Source organism: Nitratireductor aestuarii, from assembly GCF_014641695.1.
Taxonomy (GTDB): domain Bacteria; phylum Pseudomonadota; class Alphaproteobacteria; order Rhizobiales; family Rhizobiaceae; genus Chelativorans; species Chelativorans aestuarii.
On sequence record NZ_BMIF01000001.1, the window covers coordinates 282,076 to 307,424 of the forward strand.

The window sequence follows — 25,349 nt, forward strand, 5'->3', positions numbered from 1 at the left end:
CTTTTCCTGCCGATTACTGAATTTTCTACTTGCGTTTGCCTCCTGCTTCGGGCCACGCAACAGCCGAACGCGCAGCTATCTGGAGCATTGTTCTTATGTCAGCCATCGCCCTTTGGGGAGCAGTCGAATTAGGCTTGATCTTCGGTTTCGTCGCGCTGGGCGTCTACCTGGCTTTCCGGGTGCTGGACTTCCCCGATCTGACCGTTGACGGCTCCTTTCCTCTCGGCGCAGCGGTTGCTGCCGTCGCCATCAGTGCTGGTGTGGACCCGTGGACCTCGCTCATCATTGCCGCCATCTGCGGCGCTGCCTGCGGCCTTGTTACAGCCTTCCTGAACGTGCGCTTTGGCATTCTGAACCTGCTCGCCTCTATCCTGACGATGATCGCGCTGTTCTCGGTCAACCTGCGCGTCATGGGACGTCCGAACATGTCGCTGTTGAACCGCGACACGATCATCTCACCCTTTTACGATCTCGGAATTCCCGACCACATCGTCCGGCCGCTCGTGCTCTTCGTGCTGGTCGTCATTGCCGTGCTGCTTCTGGCGCGCTTCCTCGCCAGTGACTTCGGCCTTGCCATGCGAGCGGCGGGCGCCAATGCGCGCATGGCGCAGGCAAATGGCGTCAATGTTGGCGGCCAGATTTATGTCGGCATGGTGCTCTCGAACGGCCTGACGGGTCTCGCCGGCGCGCTGTTCGCCCAGATCGCCGGCTTCGCGGACGTCACCTCCGGCGTTGGCACCATCGTGGTTGGCCTTGCCTCGGTGATCGTCGGCGAAACGCTCTTCCGGTCGCGTTCGATGCTGGTCGCGCTCTTTGCCTGCGTGATAGGCTCCGTCGTCTATCGCGTGGCAGTGCAGCTGGCGCTCTCCGCCGACTTTCTCTTCCTCAAGGCGTCGGATCTCAATCTCGTAACTGCCGTGCTGGTGACGCTTGCGCTCATCCTGCCGAAGCTCAAGGCACGCCGGAGGGCTGCATAATGATCGCCGCTGAAAACCTTCACGTTACCTTCAACCCCGGCACGCCGCTTGAGCGCAAGGCGCTGCGCGGCATCAACGTCACCCTTCACGACGGTGAGTTCGTCACGGTCATCGGCTCGAACGGCGCGGGCAAGTCTACACTCCTGGGCGCGATCGCCGGCGACGTGACGCCCCAGAAAGGTGTCATCCGCGTCGGCGCAGACGATGTAACGCGCGAAAAGCCGTCGGCCCGCGCCAAGCGTGTGGCGCGCGTGTTCCAGGACCCGCTCGCAGGATCCTGCGCGGATCTTTCGATCGAGGAGAATCTCGCGCTGGCAGCCGCGCGTGGCTCGCGCCGTGGCTTTGGGCTGGCGCTTCAGGCCTCCCGCCGTGCGAAGTTCCGCGACCGCGTGGCAGAGCTCGGGCTGGGGCTGGAAAACCGCATGGGCGACCGCATGGGGCTCCTGTCAGGCGGCCAGCGCCAGGCGCTGTCGCTCGTCATGGCGACCCTCGCCGAAGCCAAGGTCCTGCTTCTCGATGAGCACACGGCAGCTCTCGACCCGGGCATGGCAGAATTTGTGGCCAACCTGACTGAAAAGCTGGTCAAGCAGCACGGCCTGACGACGCTGATGGTGACGCACTCCATGCGTCAGGCGCTCGATCATGGAACGCGTACGGTGATGCTGCACGAGGGCCAGGTGGTGCTCGATATCGCGGGCGACCGCCGTCACACGATGAAGGTCGATGATCTGGTGGAGATGTTCCGCAAGGTCAGGGGCGGGGCTGAGCTGGACGACGACGCGCTGCGGATTGGCTAGCCGAACGAGAGGCCGATCCGCGAAGCACGAATGCCGCGCGTTCCTCGATCGAGGCGCGCGGCACTTCAACAAGCTCATATCCCAGATCTGAATAGGCAGTGACCATTGCGTCGTTGGTGCGCATAGCCTCCTCAAGATCCTGCCTGCGTTCCGCATCCTGCGTGAAGATCTCCGGCCACGGCGGGAGGATGAAGGCCTTCTGCCAGTACCGGCAACGCTCTGCGGCCCTGGTGACATGCTCCGGCATGGGAAGCCCGCTGAGACGAAGATATCCGACGATATCAGGCACGCCCCGGTCGAAGAAAGTATATGCTTCGACCGCGCACGCCTCAGCGTGGGATCGCAGGTCCCACTGCAGCATCTGTTCCGCAAAGAGGGCAGCGTCCTTCCACGGAAGTGCCTGCCCACCGATCGCCAGTTGATCACGAATGATCGCGCGTCCCGCCTCGGGAGCGACGCGGTAACCCTCTGACGCAAGCGCATCGAGCAATGTCGTCTTTCCGGAACCCGGCCCGCCGGTGAGGAGAATGAGCCGGTCTGCAGCAGTGCGTTTCATGGCGGCCTCATGGGTGAAGAATGGCCAACGGCAAGCACCGCAAACAGCCAAAGGCTGCGCGCGTTGCATGGAATTCTGAAGGGGAAGAATGGGAAGGAAGAAAGTGGAGGTTTCTGTTGCCAGGTACCTCCGAACCCCGCCTAGAAGTGCGAACCCCTAGGGCTTGATTTGAAGCTATCGCACTGCATTAAGCAGCGAGACGTGCTTCCGCATAGTTGTCGTTTGCAACTACTAGTTTGGTCCGATATCGGTGGTACCATGCCGAGCGAAAGTACGATCTTTACACCCTCGTCGATCCTATTTCGCCCCCATCAGAAGCCGTCCTCATGAGCACTTCGCCCACAGCCGGCGGTTTCTGGTGGAGGCGCCGGGTACCGCCCCCGGGTCCGAATGGCTTATTACACCGTCCGTTTATCGCCATAGTCAGCACGAGGCTGACGGCGCGAATATAGGGATCAGATCGCTGTAATGGAAGAGGCAAGGGCGTTGGATAACGCCATTTTTCCTTTGACTTGGCTGGTATGATGAAGAACGCTGGTCTTGCGCCTGGCTCCTCTTAGACGGAGCGGCATCCTGCAGGTAACGAGGAGAGGCTGAAAATGGCAAATTATCTTGCAGACGTGCAGAAATACGACACTTCCGCGGACGAGGCCGTGGTTGGGAATATCGTGAAGCATCTTGGCATTGCGCTGCGTAACCGTGATTCGTCGCTTGTGTCATGCTCCGACCCGGAAGAGCTGAAGCGGGTGCGTGAAAGCTGGTGCAAGAAGAAGCTGGGCGTAGCCGACGATGCCGCTGCCGACGCAGCTATCGAGAAAGTCTGCCAGGCCATGTCCAGCGACAACACCAAGGACCGGGTCACCTTCTACTATCTGGTGGCCAAGGAACTGGGTAAGCTCAAAGCTCTCGCCTGAGTATCCACAGGAGTCCCCGTATCGGGACCCATGCATTTCGCATGACGCAGTGGCCGTCCGCTGACGGGCAGGCCGCTGCTTTCGCTGGCCGCAAAGGCAGCAAGATTTCTGAATCCTTGAGCAGTTCCGGGAAAAGTGGGAACCGGTTTTCCGTGCGGAACTGCGAGAAAACAAAAGCTTAGATCGTTCAGCGTTTCAGCAAAATGCTGAAACGATCTGGACAACACTGGTGCCAACTCCCAGAGGTGCATTTGCATTTCCAGTGGATCGGCTTATTGAGCCCTGCGCCAACCATAGTCACACTGGTCCAAGAGTTTAGGGGTTCGCCACAATGTTCCGCCACCCAGAGTACCAATATCTCGATCTCATCGCGTATGTTCTGGAGAAGGGGGACAGACGCATCGATCGGACGGGCGTTGGTACCTTGTCTGTATTTGGCGCAATGCTCCGGTTTGATCTCTCTGACGGTACCTTCCCGGTCTACACCACGAAGCGCGTCTACTGGAAAACCGCGGTGAAGGAGATGCTGTGGTTTCTCACCGGGCAGACCAACATCCAGTCGTTGCTGCGGGAGAATGTGCGGATCTGGACCGATTGGCCGTTGGACAAGTACCGCAAGACGACCGGCGAACAGATCACACAGGAAGATTTCGAAGAGCGCATCCTGGCCGATGATGATTTCGCGCGCCAGTGGGGTGACCTCGGGCCAGTCTATGGAAAGCAGTGGCGCAGGTGGGTTGACGCGAACGGGAATGAACACGACCAGCTCGCAGGCGTGATGAACACGCTGAAGACGAACCCCTCCAGCCGTCGAATGCTTTTCCACGCCTGGAACGTCGGTGAGCTGGATCAGATGGCGCTAAGCCCTTGCCACATGACATATCAATTCCACGTCAGCGGCCTGGATGATCCGGAGGTGAAGAGCGGGAATTCCAAGCCAAGGCTCAGCCTTATGGTGGGGCAGAGATCCTGTGACCTGGGGCTCGGAAATCCCTTCAACATCGCCCAGGAAGCGGCATTGGTGCATATGGTGGCCCAGCAGGTGGACATGACACCAGGCGAACTCATCTGGGTCGGTGGCGATACTCATTTGTACCTGAACCATCTTGAGATGGCTCAAACCCTTCTCAGCCGTGAACCAAGGCCGTTTCCGAAACTGCGCCTTACCAGGCGTCCAGACTCAATCGACGGATACAGGATCGAGGATTTCGAGGTCACGGGGTACGATCCTCATCCGCCCATTGAAGCGCCGGTCGCGGTGTAGGCGTCTACATCCGAGCGAGTCCTACAGCAGTCCGTTTCGCTGAGCTTCTAGGACTGTACTGACCGTTGGCCTGAAACCGAGGCTGCGGGCACGTGAGACATCCATTGTCAGGTACCACGGGTTCGCCAGCGGTTCCGAGGAAGAGGGGACCTTGGCCCCCGTCGCACCCACAAGCTCGGACACAGACAGGGCTGCATCGTCCGCTATATTGACGATGCGCCCATCCATCGCGCCGTTCAGCGCCATCAGCATCGCGGATGCTATGTCTCGGTGGTGGATCGTGCTCATCCTCTGGGCCGGATGCCACGAGCCAACATGCTGCGGCAGCGCTTCAAGGTGACCGTCTCCATCGCCGTAGATGAACGGGAACCGGAGAACAGCCCAGTTCAGGCCACTTGCACTGAGCTCCCGTTCCGCGGCCACCTTGCTCGCTGGATATGCGTGCTGCGGGTCGACAACGTCGTCCTCCCGCCCTGGATGAGGATTGTCGGCAGGGTAGACGTGCGCCGTGCTCGCCATGATGAAAGGCGCATCCGGCGAATTGCTTTTCACTGCAGCAATGAGGTTGCGGGTTCCGTCGAGATTGCTCTTCCAGATCAGGTCCATATCCTGAGTGCGGAAGACCGAGGCCAGATGCACGACAGCCGACACGCCTTGCGTTGCCTGATCGAGCGTCGAAACATTGAGAATATCGCCGGTGACACCCTCGACATTCGCAGGCACTTGCTTGCCGGCCCGCAGGAGAACGCGGCACTTGAAGCCTGCTTCGACCAGGCGGGGCACCAGGCGTTCGCCAACAAGTCCTGTTGCTCCAGTGACTAGGATCGTCATTATTCGGTTCCTTTCCCGAGAAGATCCTGCAATCTTCCGGTCGCGGTCTGAAGGACACGGATTGCGATTGCGAGATCGGCTGGATCGATGCCGCTGAAGGCAGCATCCTGAATGAAATGAAGGTCGGGGAGTTCGCTCCAGAGCTTCTTTCCGGCCTCGGTCAGCTGCAACGTACGCTGACGCTGGTCTTTGCCGCTCGCAGACTGGTCCACCAATCCCTTACGGACCAGTGTCGCGACAACGCCGCTCAACGTTGCTCTTTCCAGATCGAGAATGCGCACCAGGTCGCGTTGAGCAGTCGGTCCATTGGTGGCCAGCTGCCAGAGCACGTACCATTGCGTCGAGCCAAGGTCATGGGGACGCAACGTCTTGTCCATCAGCGCTCGCCCGGCAAAAAAGCAACGCTTTGCCCATCCAGAGACGGATGAGACCTCTGTCCCGCTCATTTGGCTACCCTCATTTCGTTAGGTACCAAACAAATATGTATGGTACCTAACGAAATGTCAAGCTCGGCTTCAGGTGCAGCGCTTTTGTTGTGTGCTTGGTGCTGCCGAGGGATGTTCGGGCTCCCCGCGATTGGACGCCGCGTCCGGTTTGTGGCATCCGTGACTGCTATGCAGTCAGATCACCGACCGAGGAGCATCATGGATATTGCGATTGTCGTCGCCGCTGCGCGAAATGGCGTCATCGGACGCGATGGCGACATGCCCTGGCGGCTTTCGTCTGACCTCAAGCGCTTCAAGGCCATCACCATGGGCCGGCCCATCATCATGGGGCGCAAGACCTGGGAAAGCATCGGGCGGCCGCTTCCGGGCCGTGAAAATATCGTCATCTCTTCGCGGGAGGGCTTCGAAGCTCCGGGCGCGACGGTTGTAACTTCGCTGAAAGAGGCCATTGCGGCGGCGCGGGAGAGCGCAGGCGAGGGGCAAGTGTTCATCGTGGGCGGTGGCCAGATCTACCGTCAGGCCATGCCGCTCGCCGATATTCTGCATGTGACCCATGTGGAGACGGAAGTGGAAGGCGATACGTCATTCCCGCCCATCGGTGACGAATGGTGCGCAGACCATGAAGAGCACATTCCTGCAGGTGACAAGGATGATTTTCCGACACGCTACGTGATTTACCGCCGGCGGGAGCCTGTTCGTGATCCGGCATGACGGATTTGTGTATAGAATCTTGTCCTTAAACGGAATTCCGCCGCATCGTTGCGTTGAAAGCACGTGAACGGCTTCCTATAAAGGCGACATGCTCATTGTCGGGAGGGCGGTCTGCCCTGACCAAGAAGGATTCTGAATGCCTTGGAATAATCAGAGTGGCGGCCCATGGGGCGGCGGTAGTGGTGGAGGAGGTCCGTGGGACCAGGGGCCGCGCGGCCCTTCTGGCCCCCAGGGTACGCCTCCGGACCTGGAGGAAATCATTCGACGCGGCCAGGACAGGCTGAAGCGCGCGTTGCCGGGCGGTGGCGGATCCAATCCTGCCATGCTTGGCCTGATCGCGCTGGCACTGGTCGTGCTGTGGCTGTTCCAGGCTATTTACACCGTTCAGCCAGATCGCATCGCTGTCGAAATGCGCTTTGGTAAGCCCAAGGCCGAACTCTCCGAGCCTGGCCTGCACTTCCATTGGTGGCCAATCGAGACGGTGGAAGAAGCAACCATCGCCGAGCGTCTGATCGAGATCGGTGAGGCACGCGGCGGTTCTTCCTCCGGCCTGATGCTGACAGGTGACCAGAACCTGGTTGCGGTCAAGTTCTCCATCGCCTACCAGGTGCAGGATCCGATCGCCTATCTCTTTAACGTCGATGATCCGGACGGCATGCTGCGGCAGGTCTCCGAGAGCGCCATGCGTGAAGTTGTCGGTCGCCGTCCGGCACAGGACATCTTCCGTGATGACCGCCAGGGCATTGCCGAGGCTGTCCGCGCCACCGTCCAGAGTGCTCTGAACGACTACGGCGCGGGCCTCAACGTCAACGCGATCTCGATCGAGGATGCTGCTCCGCCGCGTGAAGTGGCTGACGCGTTCGATGAAGTTCAGCGCGCCGAGCAGGACGAGGATCGCTTCGTCGAGGAATCCAACCAGTACTCCAACCAGAAGCTTGGTCAGGCCCGTGGTGAAGCTGCGCAGATCCGCGAAGCGGCTGCCGCATACCAGAGCCGGGTCGTCCTGGAAGCCCAGGGTGAGGCGCAGCGCTTCATCTCGGTCTTCGACGAATACGCCAAGTCACCTGAAGTCACCCGCAAGCGTCTCTTCCTTGAGACGATGGAGCAGGTGCTGAATGGTTCCAACAAGGTGATCGTCAACGAAGGCGGGCAGGGCGTCGTCCCGTATCTCCCGTTGCCGGAACTGCGGCGCAACGCGCCCGCACAGCCGCGCGTGAATGGCCAAACCACCGGAGCGCAGAACACTCAGGGGGGTAACAACTGATGGCAAATCGTCTTCCTGCAATTGTGATCGCCATTGGTCTGGTCCTGTTCCTGGCTTGGTCGTCCATCTTCGTCATCAACGAACGCCAGCAGGCGCTGGTGCTTCGTTTCGGTGAGATCGTGCGCGTCGAGCGTGAGCCTGGCATCTACTTCAAGCTGCCGTTCTCCTTTGCCGGCGCAGATAACGTCCAGATCATCGAGAACCGTATCGTTCGCTTCGATCTGGATGACATCCGCGTTCAGGTTTCCGGCGGCAAGTTCTACGAAGTTGATGCATTCGTAGCCTATGCCATCGAAAATCCCCGCCTGTTCCGTCAGACCGTGTCCGGTAGCCTGCAGCTTGCCGAACAGCGCCTGCGTACCCGTCTTGATGCGGCTCTGCGCCGGGTCTACGGTCTGCGCGGCTTCGAGGCTGCTCTTTCCGAAGAGCGCGCTTCGATGATGCGTGAAGTTGCCGAGCAGCTGCGTCCCGATGCGGCAACGCTGGGTCTTCGGATCGTCGACGTTCGCATTCGCCGCACGGATCTCACCGCTGAAGTCTCGCAGCAGACCTACGAGCGCATGAAGGCTGAACGTCTGGCCGAGGCCGAGCGTCTGCGTGCACGTGGCCGTGAAGCCGCTGCCCGTATCCGTGCCCGTGCCGACCGTGAGGTGGTTGAGATTCTGGCTGCCGCGCAGCGCGAATCCGAGATCATCCGTGGTCAGGGTGAAGCCCAGCGGAACGCGATCTTCGCCGAAGCTTTCGAACGCGACCCGGACTTCTTCGAGTTCTATCGCTCGATGGCAGCTTACCGCCAGGCACTCGACCCGCAGGGCACCACCATGCTGTTGAACCCGAACACGGAATTCTTCCGGTTCTTCAACAGCCCGACGGGTGGCGCAGACACCAGCGGCAATGCGGCTCCTGCCGCAGGCAGTGCTCCAGTGCGGGGCACTGCCCCCGCACAGGCGCAGTAAGAAATAGGCTGGATGGCATTGCGTAATCCAGCAAGACGCGGACGGTAGGCATTGAACGATTTTCTGTCCGCGTTGGGTTTGATGCTGGTTCTGGAAGGCTTGCTCTATGGCGGCCTTCCGGGACTGGTAAAACGAATGGCCGCCGACATCATGCATGTTCCCGAGGGCGTGATGCGTGTCATTGGCCTCATGGTGATGGCGTTCGGCGTCTTCATCGTATGGCTGGTCCGGGGCTAAGCGTTTCGGCCCCGACCTTCCAGATCTCCCGATGCCGGGAAGCTCCAGTTTTCATGAACTGCAGATCACGATCGATCACATTTCAATTGTAAGTATCTTTGGCAGGCGTCGCGTTCTGGTTTCCGACTGGTATGGGAACGATGCACGCTCTATTTTCTTGGGATCGCTTTTGCGTTGGAGCCAATCAGGCCCTAAAAAGGTTTGAGTCTCTGCGGATGATGCTCGCCCTAACGGAGTTGCCACATGCACCTGCCTAAAGTTTCCAAGCTGCTTTCCAGCAAGAGTGTCGTGGCAATACTGTCGCTGTCGATGGCGACGGTCCCGGGGACGCTCCTGGCACAGACGGCGGCAGCTCCGAACGCGGAACAGGCGATCGCGCCGGCCGGCCCGGCTTCAGTTTCCAGTCTGGCGGAACGGCTGCTGGATGCGGTGGTGAACATCTCCACCACGCAGAAGGCGCAGCAGCGCGGGCAGGGCCGTGTGCCCATGCCACGCCTGCCTCAGGGCTCTCCGTTCGAGGAATATTTCGGCGAGTTCTTTGGTGACTCCAACCGCCAGCCGCGCGTGCCGAGCCCGGGGTCCTCGCTTGGTTCCGGCTTCATCATCGATGCCGGAGAAGGCATTGTCGTCACCAACAACCACGTCATTGCTGACTCTGACGAGATCGTCGTCAATTTCGCTGACGGATCCAAGCGCAACGCCGAGCTGATCGGCGTCGACACCAAGACTGATCTCGCTGTGCTGAAGGTTGATCCGACCGGCAAGGAGCTGGTGCAGGTGCCGTTCGGAGATTCAGCTGAGATGAAGATCGGTGACTGGGTCATGGCGATCGGCAACCCGTTCGGCTTCGGCGGCTCGGTTTCGATCGGTATCGTCTCCGCCCAGAATCGCCAGATCGGTTCCGGCCCCTATGACGACTACATCCAGACGGACGCCGCCATCAATCGCGGCAACTCCGGCGGTCCGCTCTTCAACATGAAGGGCGAAGTGATCGGCATCAATACGGCCATCATTTCTCCGAGCGGCGGCTCGATCGGTATTGGCTTCGCCATCCCGTCGAAGCTCGCGATGCATGTTGTCCGGCAACTGCGTGAGTTCGGCGAAACCCGTCGCGGCTGGCTCGGCGTTCGCATTCAGCCTGTGACGGACGAAATCGCCGAGAGCTTGGGTCTGGACAAGGCCGCGGGTGCGCTGATCAGTGGCATCGAGAAGGGTGGCCCGGCTGAGGGCGGCGAGCTGAAGGCGGGCGACATCATCATCACCTTCAACGGCGAGGAGATTGCCGACGTTCGCGAGCTGAGCCGTGTCGTGGCGGATAGTCCCGTTGGCGAAGAGGTTGATGTTGAGGTCCTGCGCGATGGCGAGCGCCAGAACGTCAAGATCAAGCTCGGGCGTCTGGAAGAAAGTGAAGCCAAGGCGGACTTTTCCAATGACGACGAGCAGAAGGATGAGCAGCAGCTGACGTCGGCCAGCGTTCTCGGCATGGCGATCCGCGAGATCGATGAGGAAAGCCGCGCAGAGTTCGGTCTAGCCGAAGGGGTGACGGGCGTCGTGATCGCTGAAGTCGAGCAGAACTCATCCGCCTTCGAACAGGGCATCAAGCCAGGCGATGTGATCGCCGAGGTGGACCAGCAGTCGGTCGCCAATCCAAGCGAGGTGCTGGATCTGGTCAACGGTCTGAAGGAGCAGGGCAGGCGCAACGCCTATCTGTTGATTGTCTCGCCGAGCGGAGAATCGCGCTTCATCAACGTCCGCATGCGCTGATTTTGAACAGCCAACACGAATGACCGGGCCTCTGAGCAGAACTCAGGGGCTCGTTACTTCAACGACATGGTCGAGGATATTCAACCTCCAACCAAGGTTCCGCCGTTGGGGTGGAGCACCTGACCTGTCATGTAGGACGAATCCTCGCAGGCCAGGAACAGCATGCACGAAGCGACCTCGTTCGGCTGTCCGGGTCGGCCGAGCGGGACGTCTCCACCAAACTTGGCTACCTTTTCCTCTGGAAAGGATGCCGGGATGAGCGGCGTCCAGATTGGTCCCGGCGCGACGCCATTCACGCGGATACCCTTCTCGGCCAGATTTCCCGATAGCGCCCGGACGAAGGCGAGAATCGCGCCCTTGGTCGAGGCGTAGTCCATCAGCACCTGCTGGCCCTTGTACGCGGTGACAGAGGTGGTGCAGATGATGGCGGACCCCTTCTTGAGATGCGGAAGAGCAGCCCGCGTAACGGCGAAGATGCCGAAGATGTTGGTGCGGAATGTTCTCTCCAGCTGCTCGTCGGAGATATCGGTCAGTTCCTCCTGATAATGCTGTTCGGCCGCATTGTTGACCACGACGTCGATCTGGCCCCATCGTTCGATGACGGCGCTGATGAACTTCTCGGCAACAGAAGTCTCGCCCACGTCACCTGCCATGGAGAAGGCTTCGCTGCCTTCCTGGCGTATGAGCTCTTCGGTGTCACGCGCATCCTTGTCCTCGTCCTTGTAGAGGAAGGCGACCTTGGCGCCTTCGCGGGCGAAGAGCACTGCGGTGGCGCGTCCAATTCCTGAATCGCCGCCGGTGATGACGGCTACCTTGCCGTCGAGACGTCCGGAGCCCGGGAACCGTGGCGCGTAGTCCGGCTCCGGATGCATCTTGTGCTCATCGCCAGGCTGCTTGTCCTGATGCTGAGGCGGTGGGGTGTTGTCGCCCATGAATCGCTCCTTTGAATGGTGTCTGGGGACCGAACACCGAGCCTGTCGCTCTGTTCCGGAACATTGCGCGAGCAACGAACATTATCAATGGAGACAACCAAGGGAGTTGATCATGCCAGCCAAATCCCAGGCGCAGCAGAAGGCAGCCGGAGCGGCCCTTGCGGCCAAGCGTGGCGATATGCCGAAGAAGGAACTCAAGGGCGCATCCAAATCCATGGAAAAATCCATGAACGAGGATCAGCTGGAGGAGCTTGCCGCCACCAAGCGCAAGAAGCTGCCGAAGAAGAAGGATTCCTGATCGTTCCTCCCACGCTTCGATGGGCTCAGCGTCAGGCTCCAAGACCTGAAGCTAACTCTCCATTAAGCAAACTGTGAGCATATGGTGCGAAAGGGATTTTCGCAGCATGTGGACACGTCATCATAAGCGTCGCAACACCGGACGACTGATTGTTCCCGCAATCACGGTAGTGGTCCTGTCATACTTTGTCTTTCACGCCTATAATGGCGACTACGGCATCAATGCCAAGGTCCGATACCAGGAGCGCATCGAAAGCCTTGAGGCTGAGCTGGCGCTGCTTACCGACGCTCGCAAGAAGCTGGAGGAGCGCACGAGCCTTCTCAACAATGCGAGCCTCGAGAAGGACATGCTTGACGAATACGTGCGCCGGTCCCTCAACTACGCTGCACCCAATGAGCTGGTGGTGTACATAAAACGTTAGAATTAACCGAATTCCGGTTAATTCTAGTTTATTGTTTAATTTCATATGGTTGGTGTAAGTATTTTTAGGGCACCGGCATGGCACCTATGCGTAAATGCGCATGGCCAAACATTTTGTCGCATGGTAGCATTTCCGAGACTGGAGTTTTGTGACGGGAGGAAGAAACTCCTTCGCGTCTCGGCTCTTATGGGGGCAATGCAGTCCCAATCATTCTGCAGTCTAGGGAGCGATATATGGCGACAACCGCCAAGAAAAGCGCATCGAAACCATCGGTGGCGAAACAACGCACAAGATCCTCATCACGTTCGAGTGCCCTGAGCGAGACGGGCCTCGTCATGCCCAAGGCTCCTGAGCCGCTGGATTTCAGCAAGGAGCAGGAGCTTTCGGCATTCCGTGAGATGCTGCTTATCCGCCGCTTTGAAGAGAAGGCCGGCCAGCTCTATGGGATGGGCTTCATTGGCGGCTTCTGCCATCTTTACATCGGACAGGAAGCTGTCGTCGTCGGTATGCAGATGAACCTCAAGGAAGGTGATCAGGTCATTACCGGCTATCGTGACCACGGCCACATGCTGGCCACTGGCATGGAAGCGCGCGGCGTCATGGCCGAGCTCACCGGCCGCCGTGGAGGTTACTCCAAGGGCAAGGGCGGCTCCATGCACATGTTCTCCAAGGAGAAGAATTTCTATGGCGGCCACGGCATCGTTGGTGCGCAGGTGCCGCTCGGCACCGGGCTTGCCTTCGCCAACCGCTATCGCGGCAATGACAACGTGTCGCTGACCTATTTCGGCGATGGCGCGGCCAACCAGGGCCAGGTCTACGAAAGCTTCAACATGGCTTCGCTGTGGAAGCTGCCGGTCGTGTTCATCATCGAGAACAACCGCTACGCCATGGGCACGGCTGTTACGCGTTCTTCCGCCGAGACCAATTTCTCCCACCGCGGTATCTCCTTCAAGATCCCCGGCATCCAGGTCGATGGCATGGATGTGCGCGCCGTTGCTGCTGCCGGCGAAATGGCGGTCGAATGGTGCCGTTCCGGCAAGGGACCGATCATCCTCGAGATGCTGACCTATCGCTATCGTGGCCACTCCATGTCGGATCCCGCGAAGTACCGCAGCAAGGACGAAGTGCAGAAGATGCGCTCCGAGCATGACCCGATCGAGCAGGTGCGTCAGCGCTTACTGGACAAGAAGTGGGCGAGCGAGGATGAGCTGAAGGCGGTGGACAAGGATGTCCGTGACATTGTCGCTGACGCCGCCGATTTCGCCCAGTCTGATCCAGAGCCGGACGTGTCCGAGCTTTACACTGACATTCTGCTCTGAGGGGGAACCAGCTCACATGCCGATCCAGATTTTGATGCCAGCCCTTTCCCCTACGATGGAAGAGGGTAACCTCACCAAGTGGCTGAAGAAGGAAGGGGAGTCCGTTGCCCCGGGCGACGTGATCGCCGAGATCGAAACCGACAAGGCCACCATGGAAGTGGAAGCTGTTGACGAAGGCACGATCGGGAAGATCCTGGTCGAGGAGGGCGCTCAGGGCGTCCGCGTCAACACGCCGATCGCGCTGCTGCTTGGCGAAGGTGAATCCGTCGACGACCTGAAGGCGGAAGCCTCCACGCCGCCGCCCGCCAAGGCGGAGGCTCCCGCCGAGGAACACGCCGACCAGAAGACGGAAGAGCTTCCCGCGCCTGCCGTTGTAGCCAAGGCCGAGGCTCAGCCGATGCCGTCCGATCCGGACATTCCGGAAGGCACCGAGATGGTGAAGATGACGGTGCGCGAAGCGCTTCGCGATGCGATGGCCGAAGAGATGCGCCGCGACCCGGACGTTTTCGTCATGGGTGAAGAGGTGGCCGAGTATCAGGGCGCCTACAAGGTGACCCAGGGTCTGCTTCAGGAATTCGGCGATCGCCGCGTGATCGATACGCCGATCACCGAGCATGGCTTTGCCGGTGTTGGCGTTGGCGCGGCATTCGCCGGGCTGAAGCCGGTCGTGGAGTTCATGACCTTCAACTTCGCCATGCAGGCGATCGACCAGATCGTGAACTCGGCCGCGAAGACGCTCTACATGGCTGGCGGCCAGATGGGTGCGCCGATCGTGTTCCGCGGCCCGAACGGTGCTGCTGCGCGCGTCGCCGCCCAGCACAGCCAGGACTATGCCGCGTGGTACGGCCACATTCCAGGCCTCAAGGTGGTGGTGCCCTACACGGCTGCCGACGCCAAGGGCCTGCTCAAGGCTGCCATCCGCGATCCGAACCCGATCATCTTCCTTGAGAACGAAATCCTCTACGGCCAGACCTTCGACGTGCCGAAGATCGACGATTTCGTCCTGCCGATCGGCAAGGCCCGCATCCACAAGCCGGGCAAGGACGCGACGATCGTTTCCTTCGGTATCGGCATGACCTATGCCATCAAGGCAGCCGAGGAGCTGGCTGAAAGCGGCATCGACGTGGAGGTCATCGACCTGCGCACGATCCGTCCGATGGATCTCGATACGGTCATCGAGTCGGTTAAGAAGACCAACCGCCTCGTCACGGTGGAAGAGGGCTTCCCGCAGTCGTCCGTTGGCGATCATATCGCCAGCAAGGTGATGCAGCGCGCCTTCGACTACCTCGACGCGCCGATCATCACGATTACCGGCAAGGATGTTCCCATGCCTTACGCGGCAAATCTCGAGAAGCTGGCGCTGCCGAGCGTCGCCGAGGTTGTTGAGGCGGTGAAAACCGTCACCTACAAATAGGTAGGGAGGGAATCATGCCGATACAGATCACGATGCCGGCCCTGTCGCCAACCATGGAGGAGGGTAACCTCGCCAAGTGGCTGGTGAAGGAGGGCGACACCATTTCCTCCGGCGATGTCATCGCCGAGATCGAAACCGACAAGGCCACGATGGAAGTCGAGGCCGTCGACGAGGGTACGGTCGCAAAGATCGTCGTGCCCGAGGGGACGCAGGGCGTGAAGGTCAATTCTGTCATTGCGATCCTGGCCGCAGAAGGTGAAGACGTCAGCGCTGCGGCAAGCGGCGCAGGTTCCGCTCCCGCAGCCAAGGCCGAAGCGCCCAAGGCTGAGGAAAAGGCTGAGCCGAAGCAGGAAGCTGCACCCGCACCGAAGGCAGCAGAAGCCGCTCCGGCTCCCGCAGCAAAGCAGGAGCAGCCTGCGAAGGCCGAAGGCGAGCGCGTGTTTGCATCGCCGCTGGCGCGTCGTCTTGCCCGTGAGGCTGGCATTGATCTTTCCGCTGTTTCGGGCTCCGGCCCGCGCGGCAGGGTCGTCAAGGCCGATGTGGAAGCCGCCGCTTCCGGTGGCGTTGCGCCGAAGGCGGCTGGGTCCGCAGCTCCGGCAGCAGAGGCCCAGCCGGTCAAGCCTATGAGCGACGATGCGGTTCTGAAGCTCTTCGAGGAAGGCTCCTACGAGCTTATCCCGCACGACAACATGCGCCGCACGATTGCGCGCCGTCTTGTCGAGGCGAAGTCCACCGTTCCGCATTTCTACCTGACTTTGGATTGCGAGATCGACGCGCTTCTGGAGATGCGCCAGCGCATCAACGATTCCGCGCCGAAGGTGAAGACGGAGAAGGGCGAGGCTCCGGCCTTCAAGCTCTCGGTCAACGATTTCGTCATCAAGGCCTACGCGATGGCGCTCAAGGCGGTGCCGGATGCAAACGTGTCCTGGACCGAAGCCGCGATGGTCAAGCACAGCCACGCCGATGTGGGTGTTGCCGTCTCCATCCCGGGCGGTCTGATCACGCCGATCATCCGCAAGGCGGAAGAAAAAACCCTGTCGGTCATCACCAACGAGATGAAAGACCTCGCCTCGCGTGCCCGCAATCGTAAGCTGAAGCCGGAAGAGTATCAGGGCGGATCGGGCGCGGTGTCCAACCTCGGCATGTACGGGATCAAGGACTTCGCTGCCGTCATCAATCCGCCCCATGCGACCATCCTGGCTGTTGGTGCGGGCGAGCAGCGTGCGGTGGTGAAGAACGGCCAGATCGTTGCGGCCACGGTGATGTCGGTCACGCTTTCGACCGATCACCGCGCGGTAGACGGAGCGCTTGGCGCAGAGCTTCTCTCGGCGTTCAAGCGCTACATCGAGCAGCCGCTGTCGATGCTGGTCTGATCGACAACCGTAGTCCCGCGTGGAATTGAGCCATGAAAACAGTTCTGTGTTACGGCGACTCTCTCACCTGGGGCTACAATGCGCAGACGCTTTCGCGTCACGCGTATGAAGACCGCTGGCCTTCGGCACTTCAGGCGGGTCTCGGCGATGGCGTCCGCGTCATCGCTGAAGGCCTGAATGGCCGGACGACGATCTTCGACGACTATGCATCGGGCGCGGACCGCAACGGTGCGCGCACGTTGCCGACGATCCTTTCCACCCATTCGCCGTTGGATCTGATCATCATCATGCTCGGAACGAACGACCTGAAGCCGGCCATCTGCGGCCGCGCCCACGGTTCAAGGCAGGGCATGGAGCGGCTGATCGATATCGTGCGGGGACATGACTATCCCTTCGACGTAGCGGCGCCGCAAATCCTGATTGTCTCGCCGCCGGCACTTTGCGAGACGCCCAATGTGGACTTTGCAGGTGTCTTCGAGGACGGCATCGGGCAGTCGCTGAAACTCTCTGCGCTCTACGCGCAGGTGGCAGAGCGGATGGGCTGCGGCTTCTTCGATGCCGGAACGGTGGCAAGGGCCGATCCGACGGACGGTGTGCACCTCGACGCCGCAAACACGCGCTCGATAGGCGAAGGGCTCGTCGCTGGCGTGCGTTCGATGCTCGGGTTATAGATCCGTCTGTTGGTTTTTGGAGGAAAATGCAATGGCCACAAGAACTTCGGATCTCGGATACGGCTGGGGATGGCTCGCCTTTCTGGGCGTCATTTCCGTCATCGGCGGCATTCTGGCACTGATCAACCCCTTCGCCGCTACGCTGACGGCCGCCATGCTCGCCGCATGGACCTTCCTCATTTTCGGCATCCTGTCGCTCGTCCAGACGTTCCGCGCATCCGATCGTGGCGCGCTCTTCCTCTGGAACCTGCTCATCAGCGTGCTGATGATCGCGCTTGGCATCTCGCTCATCTTCCGCCCGCTCGAGGGCATCATCTCGCTCACGGTGCTCGTCGCGATCATGTTCATCGTGCTGGGCATCGCGAAGCTTCTCTATGCCTTCGGCATGCGCCCGCTCCAGGGATGGGGCTGGGTGCTGCTGTCGGGCATCATCTCACTCGTTCTGGGCATCATGATCCTTGCGGACCTGCCGATGTCCGCGACCTCGATCCTCGGCATCCTGCTGGCGATCGAGCTTCTGTCGAACGGCTTCTTCATGCTGCTGGTGGCGTTCGGGCTTCGCAGCCTGCGCCGGCTCTAGCGGCCAAATTTACCGGATGGGTCACCTGGCTGGCCCATCCGCATAAGATCCAAGGAGAAACTCACCCGTGGCTGACACATACGACGTCATCATCATCGGCTCAGGCCCCGGCGGCTATGTCACGGCGGTTCGCGCTGCACAGCTCGGGCTGAAGACGGCTATTGTCGAGCGCGAGCACCTGGGCGGCATCTGCCTCAACTGGGGCTGCATCCCCACCAAGGCGCTGCTGCGCTCGGCTGAAGTGCTGCACTATGCTCAGCACCCGCAGAACTATGGCCTCAAGATCGATGGTGCTGTCAGCGCCGACATTGGCGCGGTGGTGAACCGCTCCCGTCAGGTCTCCGCACGCCTCAATGGCGGCGTCGGCTTCCTGATGAAGAAGAACAAGGTAGACGTCGTCTGGGGCGAGGCAAAGCTCTCCAAGGCTCCAAAGGGCGCCACGCCTGGCGAAATCGTCGTCTGCAAGACGGCCAAGAAGCCGATGGAGCCGCAGCATCCGACGCCCAAGGGCACGCTGGGCGAAGGCACATACAAGGCCAAGCACATCATCGTCGCCACGGGCGCGCGCCCGCGCGTGCTGCCGGGCATCGAGCCGGACGGCAAGCTGATCTGGACCTATTTCGAAGCGATGATCCCGAAGGAAATGCCGAAGTCGCTGATCGTCATGGGTTCGGGTGCGATCGGCATCGAGTTCGCCAGCTTCTACCGCACGCTGGGCGCAGAGGTGACAGTTGTCGAACTTCTGCCGCAGATCATGCCGGTGGAAGACGCCGAGGTTTCCAAGTTTGCCCGCAAGCAGCTTGAAAAGCAGGGCATGCGCATCCTTACCGAAGCCAAGGTGGCGAAGGTGGAGAAGGGGGCTTCGAGCGTCACCGCGCATGTCGAGCTCAAGGACGGCAAGGTGGAGAAGATCACCGCTGACCGCCTGATCTCCGCCGTTGGCGTGCAGGGCAATGTCGAGAACCTCGGGCTGGAAGCTGTTGGCGTGAAGGTTGAGCGTGGCACAGTGCAGGTGGATGGCTACGGCCGCACGAATGTTGAGGGCATCTATGCCATTGGCGACGTGGCCGGTGCGCCGATGCTGGCACACAAGGCCGAGCATGAGGGCGTGATCTGCGTCGAAAAGATCGCCGGTCTCCCCAACGTCCATGCGCTCGACAAGGGCAAGATTCCGGGCTGCACCTATTGCACGCCGCAAGTGGCCTCTGTTGGTCTCACGGAAGAAAAGGCGAAGGCTGCAGGCCGCGACATCCGCGTTGGCCGCTTCCAGTTCGCCGCCAATGGCAAGGCCATCGCGCTTGGCGAGGACCAGGGCTTCATCAAGACGATCTTCGACAAGAAGACGGGTGAGCTTCTGGGCGCACACATGGTCGGCGCGGAAGTCACCGAGCTGATCCAGGGCTTTGTCGTCGCCATGAACCTGGAGACGACCGAGGAGGAGCTGATGCACACGGTCTTCCCGCATCCTACATTGTCGGAAATGATGAAGGAAAGCGTGCTCGACGCCTATGGCCGCGCCCTCAACGCATAACACGTCATTGTCGCAGCCGGCGGATTTTACGAAACGCGCGGGATAGGATAAGAAGCCTCCGCGCAGGGGCATGACCATCGGACAATGAGGTCATGCTCATCATGAAAGACAGAGGAATAGATGGTCACCGTTCTCGACACCGTCGCCAAGCAACGCCCGCGTCACCCGGAGAAGGCTCACCGGCCTGATCAGGAAGTGCTGCGCAAGCCGGAGTGGATCCGCGTCAAGGCGCCCACGTCGCGCGGCTATATGGAGACCCGCGAGATCGTCAAGAGCAACAAACTCGTGACTGTCTGCGAAGAAGCGGGCTGCCCGAACATCGGTGAGTGCTGGGAAAAGAAGCACGCCACCTTCATGATCATGGGCGAGATCTGCACCCGCGCCTGCGCCTTCTGCAACGTGGCGACTGGTATTCCGACCGCACTTGATCCGAACGAACCGGAAAGCGTGGCGCGTGCCGTGCGCGAAATGGGCTTGAGCCACGTCGTAATCACGTCGGTCGACCGCGACGACCTTGCCGATGGCGGTGCACAGCACTTCGTCGAAGTCATCCAGGCGTTGCGTGCAACCTCGCCGAACACGACGATCGAGATCCTGACGCCGGACTTCCTGCGCAAGGAAGGCGCACTGGAGAAGGTTGTTGCCGCACGTCCCGACGTGTTCAATCACAATCTTGAAACCGTGCCCTCGAACTACCTGACGGTCCGTCCGGGCGCGCGCTATTTCCACTCTATCCGCCTGCTGCAGCGGGTGAAGGAGCTGGACCCGACAATCTTCACCAAGTCGGGCATCATGGTTGGCCTGGGTGAGGAGCGTAATGAAGTGCTTCAGCTCATGGACGACCTCCGTACGGCTGACGTGGACTTCCTGACGATCGGGCAGTACCTGCAGCCGACCCGCAAGCACCATCCGGTCAAGCGCTTTGTGACGCCGGACGAATTCAAGTCCTACGAGACGATCGCCTACACCAAGGGCTTCCTGATGGTCTCGTCTAGCCCGCTGACGCGCTCGTCCCACCATGCCGGTGAAGATTTCGAACGGCTTCGTGCCGCGCGTGCTGCCAAGCTGGCTGTCCGCGAGCTCGCCTGAGATCCCATGCCCAAGCACGAAACAGTCCGCCGGGTAAATCACGCGCCGGAGCAGATGTTTGATCTTGTTGCGGCGGTGGAAACATACCCTGAGTTCCTGCCGTGGTGCGAGGCGCTGACCGTGCGCTCGCGCAAGGAGCGCGACGGCGTGACGATCCTCGTGGCCGACATGACCGTCGGCTACAAGGCGCTGCGTGAGACGTTCACCAGTCAGGTGGTGCTCAGGCCGCAGGAAAACGTCATCGATGTCCGCTACATCGACGGACCGTTCAAGTACCTGACGAACCGCTGGCGCTTCGATGCGGTGGGTGAGGGGCAGACGGACATCCACTTCTTCATCGACTATGAATTCAAGAGCCGGATGCTGGGCATGCTGATGGGCGCAATGTTCGACCGGGCCTTCAGGATGTTCGCCGAAGCTTTTGAGACCCGCGCCGATGCAATCTATGGCAAGGCTGCCTGAGAGCGGAAGTCAGCCTCGGGATGGGGCTCAAATGGAACCCATACGCTTTGTCGGCCTCGCGGAAGCGGCAGAACTAGCCCGGCAAGCGGACCGGATGATCGTGATCGGCTGTTCCGGTAGCGGGAAATCAACGCTTGCTCAGAAGGCAGCTGCGCTCCTTGATCTGCCGTATATTTCAATTGACCGGGATGTTCTCTGGTTGCCTGGCTGGATCCTGCGCGACCGGCCGGAGCAGAAGAGGCTGACGGAAGAGCTGATTGCCTGGGACCGCTGGATCATGGATGGCACCGGCTCATCCACGCTGCACTTGCGTCTGCCTCGAACCGAACTGATCATCTGGCCAGACCTCCCGCGCTTTGCCTGTGTAGCGGGCATCCTCAGGCGCTGGGTGGCAAACCTTGGCCGTACAAGGCCGGAGATGACGCCCGGTTGTCCTGAAAAGATCGACCTTGAGTTCCTGCGCTACGTCTGGACGTGGAACAGGGAGGTAAGGCCCAGAGTGCTGGCTGATATCCAGAACCACGCCTCCGGCAAGCCCGTCGTGATGCTGAAGTCCTATCGCGAGATGGACGAGTTTTCACGGCTGGTTGGCGCCCTCAGCCAGAAGTGAGAGAGCCGTTCGCAGGGCGCTCCGCCGAACGGATGCTCGGTCCCCTTCAAACACGTGGTGGAGCGTCTTTGTCGCTGCCCCCTTCGTCGCAAGACCGAACCAGACGAGCCCCACGGGCTTGCCGGGAGTTGCACCCGTCGGACCTGCGATGCCGGTGACCGATACCGCAAGATCGGCCAGCGAGTGCGCTACCGCGCCTTCCGCCATCTCACGCGCGGTTTCCTCAGAGACGGCACCATAGGCCTGCAGCGTGGCTTCCTCGACGCCCAGGAGATCCATCTTGGCTTCGTTGGAATAGGTAACGAAGCTACGGTCGAAGACGGCCGAGCTGCCTGCGATTTCCGTGAGCGCTGCCGCGATCAGGCCACCGGTGCAGGATTCGGCTGTCGCGACCTTCAGCTTGCGCTCAAGACAAAGGTTCAGGACCAGATTGGCGGCGTCTTCGATCTCGCTCATGGCGCTCACTCAGGCAGGGACCCCGGATAGACGACGCTCGCCGTCGCGATGGCAGCGATGCCTTCGCCACGGCCGAGGAAGCCAAGCTTCTCGTTGGTCGTCGCCTTAATAGACACGCGATCGGGCGAAATGCCAAGCATGTCGCAAAGCTCGGCCGTCATGGCGTCGCGGTGGGGACCGACCTTCGGTGCCTCGCAGATCAGCGTGATATCGACATTGGCGATACGCCCGCCATGCTCGCGGACGAGCTTCGCCGCATGTTCCACGAAGATGCGGGAGGCTGCACCTCTCCATTGCTGGTCCGATGGGGGAAAATGCGTGCCGATATCGCCGAGGCCCTTGGTTGCCAGAAGAGCATCGGTGAGGGCGTGCAGACCAACGTCTGCATCCGAGTGGCCGGAGAGCCCCTTGTTAGAAGGAATCTTTATTCCACAAAGGGTTACGTGATCGCCTTCACCAAAGCTGTGAACATCATAGCCGTTGCCGGTGCGCACGTCGGGGAATGTGGTGCTCATCATTCGCATCCTCTGATCGGCGATCGCGATGTCGCGTGCCCAGGTAATCTTGACGTTGTCGGGGGACCCTTCAACGAGGCGGACGGTGAGGCCAGCCCATTCGGCGATGGCCGCGTCATCGGTGAAATCGGAGCGGCCAGCGTCTGCCGCCGCGCGGTGGGCCTCCAGGATCGGCTGGTAAGGAAAACCTTGCGGCGTCTGCGCCGCATAAAGACCATCGCGCGAGACCGTGCCTTCCACAATGCCGTTCGAACCGCGCTTCAGCGTGTCGGAGACCGCAAGCGCCGGAAGCGCGCCGCTGCCTTCCTGCGCGGTGGCAATCACGCGACCGATGAGCTGATCATCGACAAAGGGGCGTACGGCGTCGTGGATCAGGACGATCTCGGGCCTATCCTCACCGGCTGCTTCTAGCGCCAGTCGCACTGATTCCTGACGGGTTGCGCCACCGAAGACAATGCGCAGCTTTTCGGCACGGGGTGCCGCGCGGCTGAACAGTTCTTCATCATCGGGGTGAATGGCAACGACAACCGAAGCGATTTGCGGATGGCTCAAGAACGCCTTGATGGTGTGCGCTATGACCGGCGCGCCGCCAATGGTTCGGTATTGCTTCGGGCCTTCAACGCTCTGGCCGGCGCGCTCGCCGCGACCTGCAGCCACCAGAACCGCCGTTACGCGGGCGTTCACAGGGGTGTGTGATGTGTTTTCCATGCCGCTCCCACTAGCATGTGCACCTGAAAAGCCAATGAATTTGTTGTTGATCGCGATTCAGGCATTGCGCAAAACATTGCCGTTGTCTACTAAATAGGCATCACAAATCAGGTGCACCATTCTTGGGCAGTCCACTTATACAACAGCTGGCGCAACCGCTGAACGTCCGTGGAGTCGTTCTGCGCAACCGCGTCATTCTTGCTCCCATGTCGGGTGTCACCGACACGCCCTTCCGGATGCGCGCCTATGACCATGGCGCTGGACTCGTCGTCTCCGAGATGATCGCCAGCGGCGAGCTCGCCAAAGGTCGGCAGGAAAGTGAGCGCCGGGTGCGCCGTCCGGATATCGATGTCCACATGGTGCAGCTTGCCGGACGTGATGCCCACTGGATGGCTGAGGCTGCGCGCATCGCTGTGGGCGAGGGCTGGGCCGACATCATCGACATCAACATGGGTTGTCCGGCCAAGAAGGTGGTTGGCGGCGCCTGCGGATCTGCCCTGATGCGCGAGCCCGACCACGCGTTGGCGCTGATTGAGGCGGTCGTAAAAGCGGTTTCCGTTCCGGTGACAGTCAAGATGCGGCTTGGCTGGGACCATGACAGCCTGAACGCTCCCGACATTGCCGCCCGCGCTGAAGCTGCTGGCGTGGCGATGATCACCGTCCATGGACGCACCCGCTGCCAGTTCTACAAGGATCATGCCGACTGGAAGGCGATCCGCGCCGTCCGCGAGCGGATCTCCATTCCGCTTGTTGCCAACGGTGATGGCGATGGAGCGGAAGAAGCTGAAGCGATGCTCGCACAATCCGGCGCAGATGCCATCATGATTGGCCGTGCTCATTATGGCGCGCCTTGGAAGGCTGGCGCGTTGGCCCATCATGCTGCAGGCACGCTTGCGCCAGGTGTGCCGCAAGATGCGGCGGCCATGGGCCAGTACGTGGCCGCGCATTACGAAGACATGCTCTCGCATTACGGGGTCGGGCAGGGCCTTCGCCATGCCCGCAAGCATCTCGGCTGGTACCTCGAAACATGGGGCGGTGAGGCCCTGTCCTGGCGCGACGCTCTGATGGCAGAGACCGACCACACGAGGGTTCTGGCCATGCTGCCCCGCGTCTTCAGCACCTCGCCTACGGAAAGAAAAGCAGCATGATTGCCTCGCTCATTTCACAAGACAGCAACATTGCGCAGCAGGTGATCGATGCCATCGGGCATCCCATAATCGTGGTCGACAAGGAAGGGTACATTACCTTCGCCAATGCGCAGGCCGAGGATTTCTTCCGCCTGAGTGCCGCGATGCTGGCGCGCAACAAGCTGAAGGACTTCGTGCCGTTCGGAAGCCCGCTGCTGGCGCTGGTCGAGCAGGTCCACGCGCGCCATGCGCCGATGAACGAGTACAAGATCGACATCTCGTCGCCGCGGCTAGGGCCAGACAAGATCGTCGATGTCTATGTGGGCACCATTGGCGGCGGCAGCGACTCTGCTGTTGTGATGTTTCAGGAGCGCTCGATGGCGGAGAAGATTGACCGCCAGATGACCCACCGCGGTGCGGCGCGTTCAGTCTCCGGGCTCGCCGCCATGCTGGGCCACGAGATCAAGAACCCGCTGTCAGGTATCCGAGGCGCTGCCCAGTTGCTGGAAGATGTCGTCTCCGACGAGGACCGCGCACTTACTCAGCTCATCACGCAGGAGACGGACCGGATCGTCAAACTGGTTGATCGAATGGAGGTCTTCTCGGACGATCGTCCCGTCGACCGCGAGCCCGTCAACATCCACGTCGTGCTGGACCACGTGAAGGTGATCGCCAAGAACGGCTTTGCCAAGCACATCACGATCACCGAGGACTACGATCCTTCGCTGCCGCCCATCTACGCCAACCGGGATCAGATCGTGCAGGTCTTCCTGAACCTGATTAAAAATGCAGCGGAAGCCATTGGAAACAATGACAAAGGCGAAATACGGTTGTCGACCGCCTTCCGCCCGGGCATCCGTCTCTCCGTTCCGGGTACAACCGAACGCGTGTCTCTTCCGCTGGAATTTTGCGTTCATGATAACGGTCCCGGAGTGCCGGATGACATCCAGCAAATCATCTTCGATCCGTTCATCACCACCAAGACGAACGGTTCCGGCCTCGGCCTCCCGCTCGTGGCCAAGATCGTCGGTGCCCACGGCGGCATTGTCGAGTGCGATACCTCCTCGAGGGGAACAACCTTCCGTGTGCTGATGCCGGCATGGCGCAAGGGCAATGATGATTAAAA

Annotated in this window: 28 protein-coding genes and 1 other RNA gene; 22 read left to right on the plus strand and 7 right to left on the minus strand. The window is 60.6% G+C overall.

The genetic code is table 11. The features are described from left to right. Positions 1-95 precede the first annotated feature (95 nt). Together IEX27_RS01455 and IEX27_RS01460 are read left to right on the plus strand one after the other, a co-directional pair. On the plus strand, positions 96-977 hold the full coding sequence (locus IEX27_RS01455) for an ABC transporter permease (protein WP_188719147.1): 882 nt from the start codon (positions 96-98) through the stop codon (positions 975-977). Then, positions 977-1,774 carry an ABC transporter ATP-binding protein gene (locus tag IEX27_RS01460; protein WP_188719148.1) on the plus strand — a complete coding sequence of 266 codons (798 nt, stop codon included), beginning with the start codon at positions 977-979 and terminating at the stop codon, positions 1,772-1,774. The genes IEX27_RS01455 and IEX27_RS01460 overlap by 1 nt, the downstream gene beginning before the upstream one ends. Here the strand turns inward: IEX27_RS01460 and IEX27_RS01465 are convergent. Together IEX27_RS01465 and ssrA are read right to left on the minus strand one after the other, a co-directional pair. Then, positions 1,728-2,330, minus strand: coding sequence for an AAA family ATPase (locus tag IEX27_RS01465; protein ID WP_188719149.1), 603 nt, complete (start codon positions 2,328-2,330; stop codon positions 1,728-1,730). The two genes, IEX27_RS01460 and IEX27_RS01465, sit on opposite strands and share 47 nt — an antisense overlap. Positions 2,331-2,432: 102 nt before the next feature. After that, positions 2,433-2,808: a transfer-messenger RNA gene (gene ssrA, locus IEX27_RS01470) on the minus strand. Positions 2,809-2,929: 121 nt separating this feature from the next. Here ssrA and IEX27_RS01475 point away from each other — a divergent pair. Beyond that, positions 2,930-3,244 (plus strand): DUF2853 family protein, encoded by a 315-nt coding sequence (locus IEX27_RS01475; RefSeq protein ID WP_188719150.1) that lies wholly within the window; start codon positions 2,930-2,932, stop codon positions 3,242-3,244. Positions 3,245-3,575: 331 nt separating this feature from the next. Next, complete coding sequence (gene thyA / locus IEX27_RS01480; protein ID WP_188719151.1) at positions 3,576-4,508, plus strand: thymidylate synthase; 933 nt, start codon at positions 3,576-3,578, stop codon at positions 4,506-4,508. Between the two features lie 21 nt (positions 4,509-4,529). Here the strand turns inward: thyA and IEX27_RS01485 are convergent, their stop codons facing one another. Together IEX27_RS01485 and IEX27_RS01490 are read right to left on the minus strand one after the other, a co-directional pair. Beyond that, the gene (locus IEX27_RS01485) at positions 4,530-5,339 is read right to left on the minus strand and encodes an NAD-dependent epimerase/dehydratase family protein (RefSeq protein WP_188719152.1); all 810 of its coding nucleotides are present in this window, start codon (positions 5,337-5,339) and stop codon (positions 4,530-4,532) included. Beyond that, positions 5,339-5,716 carry a MarR family winged helix-turn-helix transcriptional regulator gene (locus IEX27_RS01490; RefSeq protein WP_210315489.1) on the minus strand — a complete coding sequence of 126 codons (378 nt, stop codon included), beginning with the start codon at positions 5,714-5,716 and terminating at the stop codon, positions 5,339-5,341. Before IEX27_RS01490 ends, IEX27_RS01485 begins: the two co-directional genes overlap by 1 nt. A gap of 267 nt (positions 5,717-5,983) precedes the next feature. Here IEX27_RS01490 and IEX27_RS01495 point away from each other — a divergent pair, with 267 nt between their 5' ends. The 5 genes from IEX27_RS01495 (at position 5,984) to IEX27_RS01515 (ending at position 10,717) form a co-directional block, all read left to right on the plus strand. Next, on the plus strand, positions 5,984-6,496 hold the full coding sequence (locus IEX27_RS01495) for a dihydrofolate reductase (RefSeq protein ID WP_188719154.1): 513 nt from the start codon (positions 5,984-5,986) through the stop codon (positions 6,494-6,496). A gap of 136 nt (positions 6,497-6,632) precedes the next feature. Further along, on the plus strand, positions 6,633-7,760 hold the full coding sequence (gene hflK, locus IEX27_RS01500; RefSeq protein WP_188719155.1) for an FtsH protease activity modulator HflK: 1,128 nt from the start codon (positions 6,633-6,635) through the stop codon (positions 7,758-7,760). Further along, positions 7,760-8,716 (plus strand): protease modulator HflC, encoded by a 957-nt coding sequence (gene hflC, locus IEX27_RS01505; protein ID WP_188719156.1) that lies wholly within the window; start codon positions 7,760-7,762, stop codon positions 8,714-8,716. The genes hflK and hflC overlap by 1 nt, the downstream gene beginning before the upstream one ends. Positions 8,717-8,767: 51 nt before the next feature. Beyond that, positions 8,768-8,953, plus strand: a complete 186-nt coding sequence (locus IEX27_RS01510) for a DUF2065 family protein (RefSeq protein ID WP_188719157.1) — start codon at positions 8,768-8,770, stop codon at positions 8,951-8,953. A 243-nt stretch (positions 8,954-9,196) separates the two neighbouring features. Then, positions 9,197-10,717: a DegQ family serine endoprotease gene (locus IEX27_RS01515; protein ID WP_188719158.1), complete on the plus strand. Its 1,521-nt coding sequence runs from the start codon at positions 9,197-9,199 to the stop codon at positions 10,715-10,717. Positions 10,718-10,797: 80 nt separating this feature from the next. On the opposite strand, the gene IEX27_RS01520 is transcribed toward IEX27_RS01515, so the two are convergent. Continuing rightward, positions 10,798-11,649, minus strand: a complete 852-nt coding sequence (locus IEX27_RS01520) for an SDR family oxidoreductase (protein ID WP_188719159.1) — start codon at positions 11,647-11,649, stop codon at positions 10,798-10,800. A gap of 112 nt (positions 11,650-11,761) precedes the next feature. Here IEX27_RS01520 and IEX27_RS01525 point away from each other — a divergent pair, with 112 nt between their 5' ends. The 11 genes from IEX27_RS01525 to IEX27_RS01575 all read left to right on the plus strand — a co-directional run bounded on the left by IEX27_RS01525 (position 11,762) and on the right by IEX27_RS01575 (position 21,417). Then, a complete protein-coding gene (locus tag IEX27_RS01525) occupies positions 11,762-11,947 on the plus strand; it encodes a DUF3008 family protein (protein WP_188719160.1) in 186 nt (61 codons plus the stop codon). Between the two features lie 106 nt (positions 11,948-12,053). Beyond that, on the plus strand, positions 12,054-12,368 hold the full coding sequence (locus tag IEX27_RS01530; RefSeq protein ID WP_188719161.1) for an FtsB family cell division protein: 315 nt from the start codon (positions 12,054-12,056) through the stop codon (positions 12,366-12,368). 335 nt (positions 12,369-12,703) lie between these two features. Next, positions 12,704-13,687, plus strand: coding sequence for a pyruvate dehydrogenase (acetyl-transferring) E1 component subunit alpha (gene pdhA / locus IEX27_RS01535; protein WP_188719569.1), 984 nt, complete (start codon positions 12,704-12,706; stop codon positions 13,685-13,687). A gap of 16 nt (positions 13,688-13,703) precedes the next feature. After that, positions 13,704-15,101, plus strand: a complete 1,398-nt coding sequence (locus tag IEX27_RS01540; RefSeq protein ID WP_188719162.1) for a pyruvate dehydrogenase complex E1 component subunit beta — start codon at positions 13,704-13,706, stop codon at positions 15,099-15,101. 14 nt (positions 15,102-15,115) lie between these two features. After that, positions 15,116-16,474: a pyruvate dehydrogenase complex dihydrolipoamide acetyltransferase gene (locus IEX27_RS01545; protein WP_188719163.1), complete on the plus strand. Its 1,359-nt coding sequence runs from the start codon at positions 15,116-15,118 to the stop codon at positions 16,472-16,474. A 32-nt stretch (positions 16,475-16,506) separates the two neighbouring features. Further along, the gene (locus tag IEX27_RS01550; RefSeq protein ID WP_188719164.1) at positions 16,507-17,145 is read left to right on the plus strand and encodes an SGNH/GDSL hydrolase family protein; all 639 of its coding nucleotides are present in this window, start codon (positions 16,507-16,509) and stop codon (positions 17,143-17,145) included. Positions 17,146-17,176: 31 nt separating this feature from the next. Next, a complete protein-coding gene (locus IEX27_RS01555) occupies positions 17,177-17,725 on the plus strand; it encodes an HdeD family acid-resistance protein (protein ID WP_188719165.1) in 549 nt (182 codons plus the stop codon). Positions 17,726-17,792: 67 nt separating this feature from the next. Then, positions 17,793-19,256: a dihydrolipoyl dehydrogenase gene (gene lpdA / locus IEX27_RS01560; RefSeq protein ID WP_188719166.1), complete on the plus strand. Its 1,464-nt coding sequence runs from the start codon at positions 17,793-17,795 to the stop codon at positions 19,254-19,256. A 120-nt stretch (positions 19,257-19,376) separates the two neighbouring features. Next, complete coding sequence (gene lipA, locus IEX27_RS01565) at positions 19,377-20,345, plus strand: lipoyl synthase (protein ID WP_188719167.1); 969 nt, start codon at positions 19,377-19,379, stop codon at positions 20,343-20,345. 6 nt (positions 20,346-20,351) lie between these two features. Continuing rightward, the gene (locus IEX27_RS01570; protein WP_188719168.1) at positions 20,352-20,807 is read left to right on the plus strand and encodes a type II toxin-antitoxin system RatA family toxin; all 456 of its coding nucleotides are present in this window, start codon (positions 20,352-20,354) and stop codon (positions 20,805-20,807) included. Between the two features lie 31 nt (positions 20,808-20,838). After that, positions 20,839-21,417: a P-loop NTPase family protein gene (locus IEX27_RS01575; protein WP_188719169.1), complete on the plus strand. Its 579-nt coding sequence runs from the start codon at positions 20,839-20,841 to the stop codon at positions 21,415-21,417. On the opposite strand, the gene IEX27_RS01580 is transcribed toward IEX27_RS01575, so the two are convergent. Then, positions 21,385-21,873 carry a CinA family protein gene (locus IEX27_RS01580; RefSeq protein WP_188719170.1) on the minus strand — a complete coding sequence of 163 codons (489 nt, stop codon included), beginning with the start codon at positions 21,871-21,873 and terminating at the stop codon, positions 21,385-21,387. The two genes, IEX27_RS01575 and IEX27_RS01580, sit on opposite strands and share 33 nt — an antisense overlap. A gap of 5 nt (positions 21,874-21,878) precedes the next feature. Then, a complete protein-coding gene (locus IEX27_RS01585; RefSeq protein ID WP_188719171.1) occupies positions 21,879-23,096 on the minus strand; it encodes a bifunctional 2-C-methyl-D-erythritol 4-phosphate cytidylyltransferase/2-C-methyl-D-erythritol 2,4-cyclodiphosphate synthase in 1,218 nt (405 codons plus the stop codon). Between the two features lie 122 nt (positions 23,097-23,218). Between IEX27_RS01585 and dusB the strand changes: the two genes are divergently transcribed. Together dusB and IEX27_RS01595 are read left to right on the plus strand one after the other, a co-directional pair. Continuing rightward, the gene (dusB, locus tag IEX27_RS01590) at positions 23,219-24,244 is read left to right on the plus strand and encodes a tRNA dihydrouridine synthase DusB (RefSeq protein ID WP_188719172.1); all 1,026 of its coding nucleotides are present in this window, start codon (positions 23,219-23,221) and stop codon (positions 24,242-24,244) included. After that, complete coding sequence (locus IEX27_RS01595; protein ID WP_188719173.1) at positions 24,241-25,347, plus strand: two-component system sensor histidine kinase NtrB; 1,107 nt, start codon at positions 24,241-24,243, stop codon at positions 25,345-25,347. Before dusB ends, IEX27_RS01595 begins: the two co-directional genes overlap by 4 nt. Positions 25,348-25,349: the final 2 nt, after the last annotated feature.